We start from the raw sequence: 15,267 nt of genomic DNA, 5'->3' as shown, positions 1-15,267 counted from the left end.
AGCGGCTAGAAGGAGGAACACGACATAGCGAACGGGGGACACGGTCGTGGGAACTGAACTACACGGCTGTGCGACTATCTGGGCATGATCACGACCAATATGACGCGGAACCGGCGCGCGGGCACGTTGCTCGCGGCGCTGGCGGCTACCGCACTGACCCTGTCCGCATGTGGCGGCGACGCCGAGGAGGCCGTCGAGAACGCTGCCGACACGGCGGGCTCGACGTCGACGGCGGCCAATCAGGACGGCGGCCATGACGGCCACTCCGGCCACAGCCACAGTCACGAGGGGGCGACGGGCGACCCGAACGCGACTCCGGCCAACGAGATCGAGGGTGCGGACCTCACGGAGGGCACGTTCAATCCCCTGGAGTCGGCCCCGGCGGGCACCGAATCTGTGAGCGGCGTGGCGTACGTGGCCCGGCACGACGAGGGCACCACGGTGACCATCGACGTCGAAGGCCTGCAGCCCGAGGCCGCGTACATGTCGCACCTGCACGCCCAGCCGTGCGCCGAGGACGACGGTGGCCCGCACTTCAGGTTCGACGAGAAGGGCTCGGAGAAACCGCCGAACGAGGTCCACATCGCCTTCACAGCCGACGCTGATGGTGCGGCGAACACCACCGTCAGCAACGACAACCCGAACAGCGAGGGCGCGAAGTCGATCGTGCTGCACCTTGACGACGAGGACGGCACGAAGTTCGCCTGCGCTGACCTCTGATACCGCACTCGCGCGGCGCGACGCGCCGCCTAACCCACAACGCAGGCCGGGGCCGGGAGCAGACGATGTCCTCCCGGCCCCGGTCGTGACGTGGTCCTCACCCCGCCGAGTAGGCGCCAGAGTCGTGTCGCTCGTCGTTGAGCATCCCCACCAGGTCCTCGCGCGCCCTGGCGACCCGGGACCGGATCGTTCCGACCGGACAGCTGCACACCTCGGCCGCCTCCGGATACGTCAGCCGCAGCATCTGCGTGAGCACGAACGCCTCGCGGCGGTCGTCGTCGATGCGGGCAAGCAAATCGCCGAGTGCCACCGCCTCGTCCACGCCGGGCAGTCCGGTTGGCTGCGCGTGCTCGGCAGCCAGTTGCCAGTCGTCCACCCCGGCGTGGCTCGGTCGCACGCTGTCCCTGCGGAACTGGTCGATCACCACCCGCCGCGCGATGGCCAGCAGCCAGGTACGCGCCGATGACCGTCCACGGAAGCTGGAGAGGCTGCGCACCGCGCGCAGGTACGTCTCCTGCGCGAGGTCGTCGGCAGCCGCGGTACCCGCGAGATGCGCGACGAACCGCCACACATCCCGCTGAGTCGCCCGGATGAACTCCTCCAAGGCGGCCCGGTCACCGTCTCGCGCCTCGAGTGCGATGCTGGTGACCTCGCTGTCGTGGGGATGCGCTGCGGTCATAGGAGCCTCACAGTAGCGGGCGAGGTCGAGAGCCGAGCAGCGACCGGCTGCCCTAGGCCTCGAGTTGGAACTGTCCGCGCTTCAACTCCGACCCTCTACATATGACCTGCGAAGAATGCCGGGAACAGCTCTCGGCTCGGCTCGACGGCGAGGAAACCCCTGGCCTGCGGGCCGAAGTGGACACGCATGTCGCGGCCTGCGCCGCCTGCCGGGAGTGGCAGGACGCTGCCGCCCGGGTGACGCGGCTCGCGCGCATGGCGGTGGCGCGGCCCAGCCCCGATCTGGTCGACGCCGTGCTCGCCGCCCGTCCCACACGCTGGCGTCACCGGCTGCGGCTGAGCCTGCGTGTCGTGCTCGCCCTGCTCGGCATGGGGCAGCTCGTACTGGCGGCGCTCACCCTGCTGGGCGCGACGGTATGGGCGCATTCCGGTGAGATCCACCAGTCGCACGAGTTCGCGGCGTGGAACCTCGCGCTCGGCGTTGGCTTCCTGTGGATCGCGTTCCGGGTGGCCAAGCCCTCCGGGATCGTGCCGACGCTGGCGGCGTTCGTGCTGGCCCTGACGGTGCTGGAGATCATTGACGTCGTGAGCGGGCACATCGAACTGGTGCGGCTGCTCTCGCACGCGCTGGTGCAGGCGGGACTTGTCGTAGTGGTCGCACTGGCTGACCCGCGCCCAGGTGGCCGCTGGTTTCGACGCCGAGAGCCGCGCCCCGCTCCGGAACCGCACGCGTGCGCCGACGACGTCCAGCCAGCGCCGCCGCACCGTCACGCGGCATGAAGAATATTCGGGAACAGCTCGCCCATTCGGGGCGTTGTGGTCACAAAAGGGCTTAAATCCTCTCGGCATACGGTCCAGGAAGGGGGATCCTGGTCATCGTGACCGTGGTACCGCGAACTCAGCAGGGCACGCGCCTCTACAGTCTGGACGCCCTGCGTGCGCTGCTTGTCGCATGGATCATCGGTGGGCATGCTCTGCTCGGCTACTCGGCCGTCGGAGGATGGGCTTACGACGAGGTCAACGAAGTCACGTTCACGACGTCGGTCGAACTCGTACTCGCGGCGATCTTCGGGCCATCCGCGCTGTTCTTCATGGGCACGTTCTTCTTGATCGCGGGCCTGCTCACGCCACGGTCGTTGCGGCACAAGGGCGCGAGCCAGTTCGTCGCGGGCCGGATACTGCGACTCGGCGTGCCGTTCCTGGTCAGCGCGGCGATCGTGTGGCCGCTGGTGATGTGGCTGGCGTACCTGTCCTCGGGCCAGACGGTCTCGTACTCCTTTCTGCTCAGCGGCAGGGAGCGGGTGTTCGATTCCGGCGCACTGTGGTTCGCCGAGGTGCTGCTGATCTTCTCGCTCGTCTACGCCGGATGGCGCTGGGTCGCCGACAGGCGGGAGAACGAGCGGCAGCGGGTACTGCACTCCGTGAACCAGCTCTGGGTGCTCGCGGTGCTGCTGGCGCTGACGACATTCCTGCTGCGGGTCGCGATCCCGGCGCGCGCGAGCGCGTTCGGGGACGTCCACTTGTGGCAGTGGCCGCAGCTCGGCGCGATGTTCGGCTTTGGGGTGTTGTTCGCGAGCAGCGGGCTTGCGGAGCAGGTGCCACACCGGCTGCGGCGTGCGAGCGGCATGGTCACGCTAGCGACCCTGATCATCGTGCCCGTACTGGCGTTGGTCATCGGGGTGGACAACCTCGCCGCCGACATGGGGCCATTCCTCGGCGGCTGGAACTGGCAGTCGGCGCTGCTGGCGACCGTCGAGTCGGTGCTGGTGGTGTTCGGCTCGGTCTGGTTGCTCGGCATCGCGCAACAGCGGCTGATCCGGGGAGGCAAGGTGCGCGACAGCGCCATCCGCAGTTCGTTCGCCGCCTTCGTGCTGCAGGGGCCGGTGCTGATCATGCTGGCCATCGCGCTGCGGCCGATGCCGGCACCCGCCGAGGTGAAGGCGCCGCTTGTCGGCGCGATCGGCATCGTGGCCTGCTTCGGCCTCGGCTGGATCCTGATCTCGCGGACGAAGCTGGGGCGGTTGTTGTAGTCGGTCGTGTCGTCACTCGCTTCGCCATAGCAGGCTGCGTGTCGTGGCTGCCGCGACCGCTGCGGTGTGGTCGGAACTCTGGCCGCCGCGAACTCAGACCTCTTCCCACAGCGCGGGCGTGCGATCGGGCTCCCAGCCAGCGAGGCTGGTGTGTGCCTGTCGGCACCGATAGGTGACGCTGTTGTACGTCACCTCGCTCCCGACCTCGTACGCCGTGCCCGCTTCCCAGGTCCCGCCGCTGGGCGGCGGCGTGGTCGTTGTGGTGGTCGGCGGCGGCGGTGCGGTTGTCGTGGTCGGCTCGGGGTCAGGGTTCCCACCGCCGCCGTTGACGTCGAGATCGATGCAGGCGTAGAAGGCGTTGCCGGTGTCGCCGATGTTCCACACCGCGAGCACCTTCTGTCGTCCGCTCACGTCGCCGAGGTCGACGTCGTGCGAGATGGTCGGCGGCGGTTGCTGGTTGTTGCCGTCGAACTCGGCGATCTTGGTGCCGTTGAGGAAGTACTGGTAGTTGGCCGCGGCGTGCCGCGCGGTGAACGTCCATGTGAAGGTCACCGAGTTGTCCACCGGGGTCGCCTGCCATGCCTTGCTGTCGTCGTCCAGTTCGGCGAACTCGGCGTTGCCGCCGCTGCAACTACGCAGCCCCTTGGGGCCTTCCACGCTCTGCGGCTCCCACTTGATCGGTCCGCAGGGTACGGTTTCCTCCGCGCATTGGGCCTGTCTGCTCGGCGGCGAGGACACGTAGCCGTGTGCGTTGGCGACGCCTGCGGGTAACGCGACCAGGAATAACGGCGTGACGCCTATGGCGGCAGTCCCGATCGCGAGCTTGCGCTTCAGATTCATGCCAACTCCTTCTCGAAAACATCCGGATTTGTCACGAGCGGGCAGGGCGTCGCCTCGAAATGGGAATGATGTATGGCACGTTGCCGTCCGTCGGCCGAGGACTACCCGACGGGCGGATTTCGTCCCAGGCAAGGCACCTGGATGGATCCGGGCTTTCCGTTGCTCTCGCTTGTGAGCAGCGGCGAGAGGTGTGTGCTTGCCAATAGGAAAGAATATTTAGTGATTTCTTACCTGGCAAGGACAACGGGATGCGCCAGACCTTTGTCGTGAGCTGTTCAGTGGAGCCATTGGCTCGGATCGCGGCTATGTTCTGCGCCGGATGGCGCATGCTGCATGCGCTCGGCATTGCGAGTTCGCGTGCTGTCGTCAGAGCCGGGGATGGTCGGCAGCGTCGTCTCGACGATGCGGCGGGCGACCCCGTCGAAGTCGAACCGGTCGATCAGGTCCGCGACGAGCGGTTCGTCGGCGGGGCTGCCCGTTGGCACGACGGACATCGCTGCCTCCTGCTGTTTCGGCTCGGCGGACGGCCAACGACGTACCGCCGAGCCATGCGAGCGACGCACATGGATTCGGACAGGCTAACCCCGCCGATCCCGGTTCGCACTGGACCTCTTGTGAGTGGTCACAACCCGCCCCGAGGGCTGTGATCCGCACCCGTGCCCCGCCGTGCACAACAACCAGCTCCACCGCGTCGCCTCCGGCCCGGACCCCGCAGCTCAAGGGCCGGCTACGGCACCGCGCTGCGGACCATCGCTCGGCTCGGCCGCGCGGCTGCCATCCAGATGACAGTCGCGCGGCCGGAACCACGTTGATGACGACCACCCAGCCCACCCCCGCGGGCCATTCCGGAGGTGGGGTTCCGCGTGTGGTTAGTCGTCGCGGGCGGCGACGCCGAGGTCGGGGTGGTCGGTGAAGACGCCGTCGACGCCGACGTCGTAGTACGCGCGGAGTTCGCCGGTCACGTCGCCGTGCTCGGCAGGGTGGTTCGAGGAGCGGTGGTCGCTGGGCAAGAACGCGTTCTCGGCACGGAAGGTGTAGGGGTGCACGACGAGACCGGCGTCGTGGGCATCCGGCACGAGGTCGCTCGGTGCATCGAGGGAGTCGTCGTCATCCCAGCCGATGACCATCGTCTTCTCCGGGCCGACGCCGTCGGCGTAGGTGGCGATCTCGGCGAGCCCTCCCGGGGTGACCATGTCCGCGTAGGTGCGGTCGTCACCGCGGTCGGTGAAGTCGTACGGCTGGCCGTCCTTCCACACCAGTTGGACCAGCGGCACCCGCAGCGCCTTGTCGAGCGCCTTGAGGTTGCTGACTTCGAACGACTGCACGAACACCTTCGCGTTCTTGTGGTTCAGCCCGTTCCGGGTGAGCGTGCGCACCAGCGGCGGTTCCAGCGGTAGTCCGAGCGAGGCGAAGTAGCTCGGGTGCTTGGTCTCGGGATAGATGCCGATGTCGCGGCCGAGTTCGCGGGAGAGTCGCTGGGTCAGGTCGATGACTTCCTGGAACGTCGGCACCTCGTAGCGGCCGTCGAAGCGCGTGTTGTCCGGGCGCAGCTGCGGCAGCCGCTCCTTGGCACGCAACGTCTTCAGCTCGGCCAGGGTGAAGTCTTCGGTGAACCAGCCGGTGACCTCGTAGCCATCGATGGTTTTCGTCGTCTCGCGGTCGGCGAACTCGGGGCGCTCTGCGACGTCGGTAGTGCTGCTGATCTCGTTCTCGTGCCGCGCGACGAGCACGCCGTCCGCGGTGGCGACCAGGTCGGGCTCGATGTAGTCGGCACCCATCCGCGCCGCGAGTTCGTAGGACGCCAGTGTGTGCTCCGGCCGGTAACCGGACGCACCCCGGTGCCCAATGACGAGCGGGTGCGGCCTGGCACCGGGACGCGCCTCGTCAGCGCGGTCGCCCGGTGCGCCCGCAGCAGGCGGAACCACGGCGAGGCAGGCCAGCGTGGTCGCCGTGGCGGCAAGCAGAAATCGGGATAGCAGCGAGTTGGCCATGAACGGAATCTCCTTGATCGGGTGTCGCCGCCGGATCAGCGGCCTAGGCAACAGTCGCCGGGCCGCACGACGTCCAGACGACGCCGGAAGTACTGCGCGGTTGCTGGCCCGTTAATTGTGCTGACCCCGTGCCGCCGCCCGCATCCGAGATCGGGTGGGAGGGACCCATCCTGGTGCGGTGGGTCGTCATCCTCGCGGTGGCGTGAAGTGGCTTCGTCTGGCTGCCGCCGTGGGACGGGTGACGCAGCCGTGGGCGTGGTCGTTGATGAGTCCCATAGCCTGCATGAAGGCGAAGACGGTCGTGGGTCCGACGAACTTCCAGCCCCGCTTCTTCAACTCCTTCGACAGTGCGATCGAGCCAGGTGACGTCGACGCGGATTGTGGCTCGTCAAGTTCGTCGTGGGCAGGCTCGTAACGCCAGAAGAACGCTGCCAGCGAGCCGGTCTCGGCCTGGAGTTCGATGGCCTTTCTTGCGTTGTTGATGACTGCCTCTATCTTGCCCCGATGCCGGACGATTCCGGGGTTCGTGAGTAGCCGGTCGATGTCGTTCTGGTCGTAGTCGGCGACGGCGTGAAAGTCGAACCTCGCACGCCGATCCTGCGTGACACCGGTCCGATCCCTGGGCGACGGAACGCCCGCCCGGATTGCCGTCCGTACCGTAGGCCGCTAACATACCTACTAGTACGTATGTTGCGGGAGGTGCGCGATGGGTGTCCAGAGCAAGGTGGCGCTGGTGCGAGCGATGAAGGACCTGCTGGCCGAGGACGGCTATCTCGCGACGAGTCCGAGGGACGTGCTGCGGCGTAGTGGAGTCGGCCACGGATCGCTGTATCACCACTTCGACGGGAAAGATGACCTAGCGGCCGCGGCACTGGCGGAGGTAGCCACCGAGATGCGGTCCGAGGCCGACGCGTTGCTCGACTCGGTCGATGATCCCCTCGAAGGTGTGCTCACCTGGTTGCGGGCGCCACGGCAGTCGCTGATGGGGTGTCGCCTCGGGCGGCTGACCGGGGAACCGATTCTGGAGCAGTCGCGGGTGCGTGATCCGATCGGCGCGTTCTTCGAGTATCTACAGCACCGGCTGGCTGAGAAGCTTCATGACGCGGTCGCGGCGGGTGACCTCGATCGGGGTGTGGTGAGTGCGGACCTCGCCGCCACGCTCGTCGCGGTGGTGCAGGGGGGCTTCGTCATCGCACGAGCCACCGGCGACCCGGATGCGATGAACCGCGCGCAGCGTGGGGCGCTGGCATTGCTGTCCGGTTCGAGAGGGGGAGCCTGATGATCACACCGGTGACGACGACCTACGGCCGGGACGCCCAGCAGTGTCTTGACCAGACACGCGATGCTGGTCTCACCGGGGCCCACGCCGCGCTGGAGACGTTCTACTACGCCTTCAACCAGCGTTCGCTGCCGGTGATGCGCGAAATCTGGTGGGATGACCTGGCGATCCAGCTCAACAACCCGCTCGGTGGCATCGTGCGTGGTATCGAGGCGATCAGCCAGGTCTACGCGCGGGTATTCGCCGGAACAGCGCGAGTGTGGGTGGAGTTCGGTGACATCCTGCGCTACGAGTCGCCTGATGTGGTCATGTTCGCCGGTCGCGAGCGCGGTGAGTTCGCGGTGGCGGGCGCTTCGGTGCCGTTAGCGATCAGGACGACACGAGTGTTCGGCAACCGCGACGGCACGGGCTGGCGGCAACTGCATCACCACGGCTCGATCGATGACCCTGACCTGCTGCGTGACTACCAGCGGGCAGTGCGGTCCGCTTCGTGAGCCGCCGGTGGGCACCGCGCCGCGTCGTGCTCACAACCGCGGTGGGTCATGCACTCGCGTTCGCCGGAGCGGGAGTGTTCGCGCTGGCTTGCGCCGTAGCGGTATGTCTTGTCGCGCGGGCTGTCACGCCATGCGCTCCCGGCGAGCGCACCTCGACGTCCTCGCGTGAGGACGACCCGTCTCAACAGTCTCACCAGTACGACGGAAGGACCGCCGCATGCCGCGCTCCTGATCCTCAACTACGACGTCACCGATCCCGATGTGCTTGCCGCGTATCGCGCGGTCGCCGGGCCGTTGCTGACCGGGCAATGCGGGGCGGTGCGTTGGGTGACCACTGACAACACGGTGGACTTAGGGGAAGGCACCCCGGTTGGCAGCCACACCGTCGTGCATGAGTTCCCAACGATCGACGCGGCTCGAGACGCCTACTATTCGACTGCCTATCAGGCAGTCATCGCCGATCGGTTCGCCGGGACGATTCCTCGAACCGCTTTCATCGTCCCATGCGGACCGTCACCGGAATGACCAGCAAATCCTGGTCGCCGGACACACTCGGAGAAGTACGAGACCGGCCCCTTCACCGTTGATGCTGGTGAAGGGGCCGGTCAGCGGGTGTTTTGGGTGTGCCCCCGGTGAGACTCGAACTCACACTGGACGGGTTTTGAATCCGCTGCCTCTGCCAATTGGGCTACGGGGGCTCGGTGTGTAAGCCGACTTTACGCGATCGCCGTCACCAGCCGAGAACCAGGTTCGGGGCGCCCGGTGCGGGGTGGGTCACTCTTGGTGAAGACCATTCCGCATGGTGGGCGTGGTCCCGGTAGTCTTGCGCGGTGCCCACCGCAACCAACCAGGTACGCAGGAGGACCCGGTGACAGAACCGGCTGCCGCACAAGGGCAGGCCGACGAGACGGCTCGGCGTCGCGTGCTCGTTGCCGAGGACGAGGCTCTGATCCGGCTTGATCTCGTTGAGATGCTTCGCGAAGAGGGCTATGCGGTGGTCGGTGAAGCCGCCGATGGCGAGCAGGCCGTCTCGATGGCGGAGGAGCTCCGTCCCGATCTCGTCATCTTGGACGTCAAGATGCCCAAAATGGACGGTATCGACGCCGCCGCGAAGATCACCGGTGACCGGATCGCGCCGGTCGTCATCCTGACCGCTTTCAGTCAGCGCGACCTGGTGATGCGTGCGCGGGATGCGGGCACGATGGCTTATCTGGTCAAGCCATTCGCCAAGCGTGACTTGGTGCCCGCGATCGAGCTCGCCGTCAGCCGGTTCTCCGAACTGCAGGCGTTGGAGGCCGAGGTCGCTGGGCTGACCGATCGGTTGGAGACCCGCAAGGTCATCGATAGGGCCAAGGGCCTGCTCATGACCAGCCAGGGACTCACCGAGCCGGACGCCTTCCGCTGGATTCAGCGCACCGCGATGGACCGCAGGACCACGATGAAGGCCGTCGCGGAGGCTGTTGTGGAGAGTATCGGTCAGTAGTCTCCCGCCCGCCCGTGAAGTCGGTGTGAGCGCTGGTCACGGGGGTTCGCTGGCGCTGGCAAGCGTCAGGTCATCCGATCGGTCGGTCGGTCCCAGGGTGGTTCCCGTCAAACGGTCACGATGTGGAAACATGCTGCCGCAGTAGCTGGGCAATAGGGGGTACTCCAGTTACGTTCAGCGACCGGAAACGTGATGATCGATGGATGGAGTGATCCGCCGTCCATCAAATGGACCACTGGAGACAGGACCTGTCTGTGACTAGACGAAGCATGCTTGCGCGTGCGCTCGGTGTGCTGGTCATGATCGTTTTCGCGATCATGTTGCCAACCGCATCGGTTGCGGCGCAGGACGGGGAGTCGGTGCACGGCACCATCCGTGATCCGGGTGGCGATCCCGTGAAGGGCATCGCCATCTCGGTGACCCAGGATGGTGACGAGGTCGGCGACACGTCGACCGACGCGGACGGCGCCTGGCAAGTCGATCTTCCCGAGCCCGGTAACTACCAGGTAGAAGTCGACCTCGCCACGCTGCCGGACGGTGTCGTGCCCAAGGTACGTGGCGGCGAAGTCCGCGAGGTCACCGTCGACGAGGGCGATGCTCAGCCGGTGATCTTCCCGCTGGTGAAGGAAGGTGAGCAAGAAGAGCCCGGCAGCCCGGCGACGGAGCAAACCGAGCAACCCCCAGCGCCACCACCCGGTGAAACCGAAGAGCCGACACCGGGTGAAACTGGAGTCGCCCCCGCAGCGGGAGCGTCGTTCTTCGACCGGTTCATGCAGACGCTGGCGAACGGCATCCAGTACGGCGCCGTGATCGCCATCAGCGCGATCGGCCTCTCGCTGGTCTTCGGCACCACCCGACTGATCAACTTCGCGCACGGTGAGCTCGTCACCTTCGGCGCGGTGATCGCGCTGTTCTTCCACGTCGGCGGGCCAGGGCTGCCGCTCATCGCCGCGGGGGCGATCGCCGTCGTGGCAGGCGGCTTGCTCGGTGGCACCCTCGAACGGGGACTGTGGCGTCCGCTGCGGAACCGCGGCACCGGTCGCATCAACCTGTTCATCATCTCGATCGGTCTGGCGCTGTTCCTCAGGCACCTCATCCTGGTCTTCCAGGGGTCGCGCCCGGAGTCCTACATCGATTTCAACCTCCAAAAGACGATGGACTTCGGCCTCTTCGTGATCACGCCGCGTGACCTAGGGATCGTCCTCATCTCGTTGGCCGTGCTGTTCGCTGTGGCGTTCATGTTGCAGCGCACCAGGATCGGGACCGCGATTCGCGCGGTCTCGGACAACCGCGACCTCGCCTCGTCCTCCGGCATCAACGTCAATCAGGTCATCATGGTCGTCTGGGTGCTCGGTGGCGGTCTCGCCGCGCTTGGTGGCGTGTTGTTCGGCCTGGCGCAGGTCGTGCACTGGGAGATGGGCTTCAAGCTGCTGCTGCTGATGTTCGCCGGCATCATCCTCGGCGGTCTCGGCAGCGCGTACGGCGCCATGGTCGGCAGCTTCGTCGTCGGCATCGTCTCCCACATCTCGACCCTGTGGTTCCCCGCCGAGCTGCAGAACGCGTGGGCGCTGCTCGTGTTGATCATCGTGTTGCTCTTCCGGCCCCAAGGCATACTCGGTCGAAAAGAAAGGGTCGGGTGAGGTAGACCATGGACTTCGCATCGATCCTGACAACCGCGCTGGCCGCCGGAATCGGCCCGGTCGCGGCCGCATACGCCCTCGCGGCGATCGGCCTGAACATTCACTTCGGTTACACCGGTCTGCTGAACTTCGGTCAGGTCGGCTTCATGCTCGTCGGTGGTTACGGCATCGCCATCTCGGTGTCCATCCTCGGCTGGCCGATGTGGGTCGGGGTGCTCCTGGGTATCGCGTGCGCCATCGTGCTCGCGCTGATCCTCGGTTTCCCGACACTGCGACTTCGCTCGGACTACTTGGCGATCGCCACGATCGCCGCGGGCGAGATCCTGCGGCTCTTCTACATGTCGAGTTACGCCGAGCCAGTCACCGGTGGCGTCTATGGGCTCCAGCAGTTCGCGGGCGACTTCTACGACCTCAATCCGTTCCCGCCGGACCGTTACGAGCTTGGTCCGCTGTCCTTCGGGGCGCCGGAACTGTGGATCATGATCGTCGGCTGGGGCTTGGTCGCGCTGGCCGCGGTGCTCGTCTACCTGCTGATTCACAGCCCCTGGGGCCGCATCATCCGCTCCATCCGCGAGGACGAGGAAGCGGCGCGCAGCCTCGGTAAGAACGTCTACTGGTACAAGATGCAGGCCCTGGTTCTCGGTGGTGTCCTCGGTGCGTTCGGCGGCATGGTGATGGTCGTCAACACCCAGTCCGCCAGCGCGAACAGCTTCGACCCCGTGGTGACGTTCTTCCTCTACACCCTGCTCGTGCTGGGCGGCGCCGGCCGGGTGTTCGGACCGATTCTCGGTTCGGTGCTGTTCTGGTTCATCGTCGTCGGATTCGACGCACTGTTGCGGTCGATGATCGCCAACGGCATTCTCCCGTTCCTCGAATCGGGAGACATCGGTGCCATCCGCCTGTCCATTGTTGGACTTGGCCTGCTGCTCTTGATGGTTTACCGGCCGCAAGGAATCCTGGGTCGTAGGGAAGAGATGGTGCTCGATGCCCGATGACGTGAAGACAACAAGCGCATTCGACGGCGTCGTGGCGGAACCCGGCGTCGCCAAGCCCGACCCGATCATGGTCGCCGACAACGTCACCCGGCGGTTCGGCGGTCTGCACGCGGTCAACGTCGACCACCTCGAAGTTCAGCGCGGTGCGATCACGGCGTTGATCGGGCCGAATGGTGCGGGGAAGACGACGTTCTTCAACCTGCTGACCGGCTTCGACCGCGCGGGTTCCGGGAAGTGGACGTTCGACGGCGACGATATGTCGCATATGCCCGCTTACCGGGTCGCCCGGCACGGCATGGTGCGGACGTTCCAGCTCACCAAGGCGCTCGCACGGCTGACGGTGCTGGAGAACATGCTGCTCGGTGCCACGGAACAGCGCGGCGAGCGGATGTTCAACGCGCTGATACGGCCGCTATGGGGCGGGCAGGAGCAGGCGAACCGCGTCCGCGCGGAGGAACTGCTCGACCGGTTCAAGCTGATCCACCTCAAGGACGCCTACGCGGGCACCCTGTCGGGTGGCCAGCGCAAGCTGCTCGAAATGGCGCGTGGGCTGATGGTGCAGCCCAAGATGATCATGCTCGATGAGCCGATGGCCGGGGTGAACCCCGCCCTGGTCCAGTCGCTGCTGCAGCACATCATCGACCTGCGCGACGAGGGTATGACCGTGTGCTTCGTCGAGCACGACATGGACATGGTCATGGGCATCAGTGACTGGATCGTCGTCCTCGCCGAAGGCGAGATCATCGCCGAGGGGCGGCCGAGCGAGATCGGCGCCAACCGTGCCGTCATCGACGCCTACCTCGGCAAGGAGCACGGGACGGCACCGTCGGAGGAGGCATCATGACCACAGAGGATCCGACACCCCAGGAGCCTACCGAGAAGGCGAAGGGTGAGGCCCCGGCGAAGCAGAGCGAGGAACGTCGCGCTGAGCCGATCCTGGTCGCCGAGGAGATCGTGGCGGGTTACCTACCCGAGATCAACGTCCTCAACGGCTGCAACGTCGAGCTCGCTCGCAACGAGATCGCCGGCATCATCGGCCCGAACGGCGCGGGTAAGTCCACGCTGGTCAAGGCGATGTTCGGGCTGGTGCCCATTCGCTCTGGCTCGGTGCGCTTCCGGGGTGACGACATCACCAACGCCATGGCGCACACCCTGGTGGCGAAGGGCATCGGGTATGTGCCGCAGCGGGACAATGTCTTCCCGACCCTCACGGTCGAGGAGAACCTGCGGATGGGCACGTTCTTGAAGCCCAAGGAATTCGAGCGTCGGTACGAGTGGGTGGTGGGGTTGTTCCCCCGGCTCGAGGAGCGGCGCAAGCAGCGGGCAGGCTCGATGTCCGGTGGTGAGCGGCAGATGCTCGCCATGGGCAGGGTGCTGATGGCCGAGCCGGAGGTCCTGTTCCTCGATGAGCCGTCGGCAGGGCTGTCGCCCGCGTTCCAGGACCAGGTGTTCGAGCAGATCAAGACGATCAACGAGACCGGTGTGTCGATCATCATGGTCGAGCAGAACGCCCGGCGGTGCCTGCAGATCTGCGACCACGGCTTCGTGCTCGATCAGGGCCGCAATGCCCACGCGGGCACTGGTCGCGAGCTGCTGCACGACCAGAAGGTAATCGAGACCTACTTGGGCACGCTCGCCAAGGTGGCCTGACACCGACGCAACGAACGGCCGGGACCGACGACGTCGGTCCCGGCCGTTTCTCGTGCGCGGATGAGTGCGGGTGGGTGTGGAGCCCTCGCCGATCAACGTCGGAGCGGCGGCCAGCAGAGCAGACCCCACCCCGGACACACAAGTGGGGCTGGCCCTCGCGGACCAGCCCCACTCGCGTGTGATCAGCGCGCTACTTACTCCAGTGTGCTGACCTGGGTGTCCAGAGTCTCCAGCTCACCCTCGTCGTTGTAGCCGTACACCTCGATCGACGCCTGGCCCGGCTCGCCGGCCTCGATGAAGTCCAGCGGACCACTCTTGCCGTCGTAGTCGATGTCAGTGCCATCGGCGATCAGCTGCTTGCACTCGTCGAAGTCGGTGCACTTCTCGCCGTCCTTGGTGACGCCATTGATCTCCGGCGCGAAGTCGGCAGGATCGGCGCTACCCGCCTGCTCGGCGGCCAGTGCGATGGCGACAACGCAGTCGTAGACCTGCGGCGCGAACTGCAGCTCCTCGAGGTCAGGCTTGAACTCCTGCAGCGCGTCGGTGAACTCCTGGCTGTCCGCCGACGCCGGAGCGGTGCCCTTCATGCCGGACAGCCTGCCGGGGTCGCCCTTGGAAACCAGGCTGGCCAGGTCGGTGTTACGCATGCCGTCCGCCCCGTACACACCCTTGTTGTCCGGACCGACGCCCGCTTCGATCATGCCTTGCAGGATCTGTGTGCCTTCTTCGAAGGCGATGACCACTGCGGCATCCGCATTGGCCTGCTCGATTTTCTGCACGACCGGCCCGAAGTTGGTTGCCTTCGGGTCGTAGGTCTCGGTGAGCTCGACGGTTGCGCCGTTCTCCTCGAGCGCGGCCGCGGTCGCGTCCATCAGGCCCTTGCCGTAGTCATCGGCACGGGCGACGAGCGCGACGCTGCTGTGGCCGTCACCGACGATCGTCTCGGCGAGCACCGGCCCCTGCAGCACGTCGCTCGGCGCGGTGCGGAAGTAGAAGCCGCCGTCGTCGTAGTCGGTGAACGTCGGCGCGGTGTTGGAACCAGAGCACTGCGCGACGCCAGATCCGGTGATCTTGTCGATGATCGCCAGCGACATGCCGGACGCCGCCGCGCCGATCACGGCGCTGACGTCCTCGCCGAGCACCTGGTCGGCCGACTGCGATGCGATCGCTTCCTGGCCCGCCTCGTCGCGGCCAACGACAGGCGGAACGTCGTTGCCAAGGACGCCGCCGGCCTCGTTGATCCGCTCGATGGCAAACTCGGTCGCCGCGATCTGCGGGTCACCGAGGAATGCCAGCTGACCGGTTTCTGGCAGGACATAGCCGAGCTTCAGCGTGCCACCGCCGTCGCCGCCGTCACCGCCACCGGCGTCGTCGTCAGACGCGCACGCGGTGAGCGCCAAGCTGGCGACACCCGCGAGCGCGATGCCCTTCAACAGGGACTTAGATCGAGCCATAGTTTGTCTCCTC

Annotated in this window: 17 protein-coding genes and 1 tRNA gene; 11 read left to right on the top strand and 7 right to left on the bottom strand. The window is 66.4% G+C overall.

All coding sequences use genetic code 11. The features are described 5' to 3' along the window. The first annotated feature begins 84 nt into the window (after nucleotides 1-84). Complete coding sequence (locus tag AMYHA_RS16315; protein ID WP_084037298.1) at nucleotides 85-720, top strand: superoxide dismutase family protein; 636 nt, start codon at nucleotides 85-87, stop codon at nucleotides 718-720. 97 nt (nucleotides 721-817) lie between these two features. On the opposite strand, the gene AMYHA_RS16310 is transcribed toward AMYHA_RS16315, so the two are convergent. Beyond that, the gene (locus AMYHA_RS16310; protein WP_034272266.1) at nucleotides 818-1,399 is read right to left on the bottom strand and encodes a sigma-70 family RNA polymerase sigma factor; all 582 of its coding nucleotides are present in this window, start codon (nucleotides 1,397-1,399) and stop codon (nucleotides 818-820) included. A 101-nt stretch (nucleotides 1,400-1,500) separates the two neighbouring features. Between AMYHA_RS16310 and AMYHA_RS16305 the strand changes: the two genes are divergently transcribed. Further along, a complete protein-coding gene (locus tag AMYHA_RS16305; protein ID WP_051399994.1) occupies nucleotides 1,501-2,178 on the top strand; it encodes a zf-HC2 domain-containing protein in 678 nt (225 codons plus the stop codon). A gap of 98 nt (nucleotides 2,179-2,276) precedes the next feature. Continuing rightward, a complete protein-coding gene (locus AMYHA_RS25905; RefSeq protein ID WP_051399993.1) occupies nucleotides 2,277-3,428 on the top strand; it encodes an acyltransferase family protein in 1,152 nt (383 codons plus the stop codon). 93 nt (nucleotides 3,429-3,521) lie between these two features. Here AMYHA_RS25905 and AMYHA_RS16295 read toward each other — a convergent pair whose 3' ends face one another. The 4 genes from AMYHA_RS16295 to AMYHA_RS28435 form a co-directional block, all read right to left on the bottom strand. Next, entirely contained in the window at nucleotides 3,522-4,268 is a 747-nt protein-coding gene (locus AMYHA_RS16295) for a lytic polysaccharide monooxygenase (RefSeq protein WP_034272263.1), read from the bottom strand. A 275-nt stretch (nucleotides 4,269-4,543) separates the two neighbouring features. Beyond that, complete coding sequence (locus AMYHA_RS16290; RefSeq protein WP_034272260.1) at nucleotides 4,544-4,762, bottom strand: hypothetical protein; 219 nt, start codon at nucleotides 4,760-4,762, stop codon at nucleotides 4,544-4,546. 375 nt (nucleotides 4,763-5,137) lie between these two features. After that, nucleotides 5,138-6,259, bottom strand: a complete 1,122-nt coding sequence (locus AMYHA_RS16285) for a glycerophosphodiester phosphodiesterase (RefSeq protein ID WP_051399992.1) — start codon at nucleotides 6,257-6,259, stop codon at nucleotides 5,138-5,140. 186 nt (nucleotides 6,260-6,445) lie between these two features. After that, entirely contained in the window at nucleotides 6,446-6,904 is a 459-nt protein-coding gene (locus AMYHA_RS28435; protein WP_084037294.1) for a DNA-3-methyladenine glycosylase I, read from the bottom strand. Nucleotides 6,905-6,965: 61 nt separating this feature from the next. On the opposite strand from AMYHA_RS28435, the gene AMYHA_RS16280 reads away from it, so the two are divergent. The 3 genes from AMYHA_RS16280 (at nucleotide 6,966) to AMYHA_RS16270 (ending at nucleotide 8,557) form a co-directional block, all read left to right on the top strand. Next, a complete protein-coding gene (locus AMYHA_RS16280; protein ID WP_034272257.1) occupies nucleotides 6,966-7,538 on the top strand; it encodes a TetR/AcrR family transcriptional regulator in 573 nt (190 codons plus the stop codon). Beyond that, nucleotides 7,538-8,032 carry a YybH family protein gene (locus AMYHA_RS16275; RefSeq protein WP_034272254.1) on the top strand — a complete coding sequence of 165 codons (495 nt, stop codon included), beginning with the start codon at nucleotides 7,538-7,540 and terminating at the stop codon, nucleotides 8,030-8,032. Before AMYHA_RS16280 ends, AMYHA_RS16275 begins: the two co-directional genes overlap by 1 nt. Nucleotides 8,033-8,197: 165 nt before the next feature. Beyond that, on the top strand, nucleotides 8,198-8,557 hold the full coding sequence (locus tag AMYHA_RS16270) for a DUF1330 domain-containing protein (RefSeq protein WP_051399991.1): 360 nt from the start codon (nucleotides 8,198-8,200) through the stop codon (nucleotides 8,555-8,557). A 99-nt stretch (nucleotides 8,558-8,656) separates the two neighbouring features. On the opposite strand, the gene AMYHA_RS16265 is transcribed toward AMYHA_RS16270, so the two are convergent. Continuing rightward, a tRNA-Leu gene (locus AMYHA_RS16265) sits at nucleotides 8,657-8,730 on the bottom strand. Between the two features lie 170 nt (nucleotides 8,731-8,900). Between AMYHA_RS16265 and AMYHA_RS16260 the strand changes: the two genes are divergently transcribed. From AMYHA_RS16260 to AMYHA_RS16240, 5 genes are all read left to right on the top strand, one after another. Then, nucleotides 8,901-9,515: an ANTAR domain-containing response regulator gene (locus tag AMYHA_RS16260; protein ID WP_034272251.1), complete on the top strand. Its 615-nt coding sequence runs from the start codon at nucleotides 8,901-8,903 to the stop codon at nucleotides 9,513-9,515. A 254-nt stretch (nucleotides 9,516-9,769) separates the two neighbouring features. Beyond that, complete coding sequence (locus AMYHA_RS16255) at nucleotides 9,770-11,155, top strand: branched-chain amino acid ABC transporter permease (RefSeq protein WP_196776912.1); 1,386 nt, start codon at nucleotides 9,770-9,772, stop codon at nucleotides 11,153-11,155. Between the two features lie 8 nt (nucleotides 11,156-11,163). Continuing rightward, a complete protein-coding gene (locus tag AMYHA_RS16250) occupies nucleotides 11,164-12,150 on the top strand; it encodes a branched-chain amino acid ABC transporter permease (protein WP_034272249.1) in 987 nt (328 codons plus the stop codon). After that, nucleotides 12,140-12,994, top strand: coding sequence for an ABC transporter ATP-binding protein (locus AMYHA_RS16245; protein ID WP_051399989.1), 855 nt, complete (start codon nucleotides 12,140-12,142; stop codon nucleotides 12,992-12,994). Before AMYHA_RS16250 ends, AMYHA_RS16245 begins: the two co-directional genes overlap by 11 nt. Then, entirely contained in the window at nucleotides 12,991-13,800 is an 810-nt protein-coding gene (locus tag AMYHA_RS16240) for an ABC transporter ATP-binding protein (RefSeq protein WP_084037290.1), read from the top strand. The genes AMYHA_RS16245 and AMYHA_RS16240 overlap by 4 nt, the downstream gene beginning before the upstream one ends. A gap of 194 nt (nucleotides 13,801-13,994) precedes the next feature. Here the strand turns inward: AMYHA_RS16240 and AMYHA_RS16235 are convergent, their stop codons facing one another. Further along, nucleotides 13,995-15,254: an ABC transporter substrate-binding protein gene (locus AMYHA_RS16235; RefSeq protein ID WP_034272246.1), complete on the bottom strand. Its 1,260-nt coding sequence runs from the start codon at nucleotides 15,252-15,254 to the stop codon at nucleotides 13,995-13,997. Nucleotides 15,255-15,267 lie beyond the last annotated feature (13 nt).

Source organism: Haloechinothrix halophila YIM 93223, assembly GCF_000504245.1.
Classification (GTDB): domain Bacteria; phylum Actinomycetota; class Actinomycetes; order Mycobacteriales; family Pseudonocardiaceae; genus Haloechinothrix_A; species Haloechinothrix_A halophila.
Note: the sequence above shows the minus strand (reverse complement) of the source record. Positions and strands in the feature narration are given on the sequence as shown.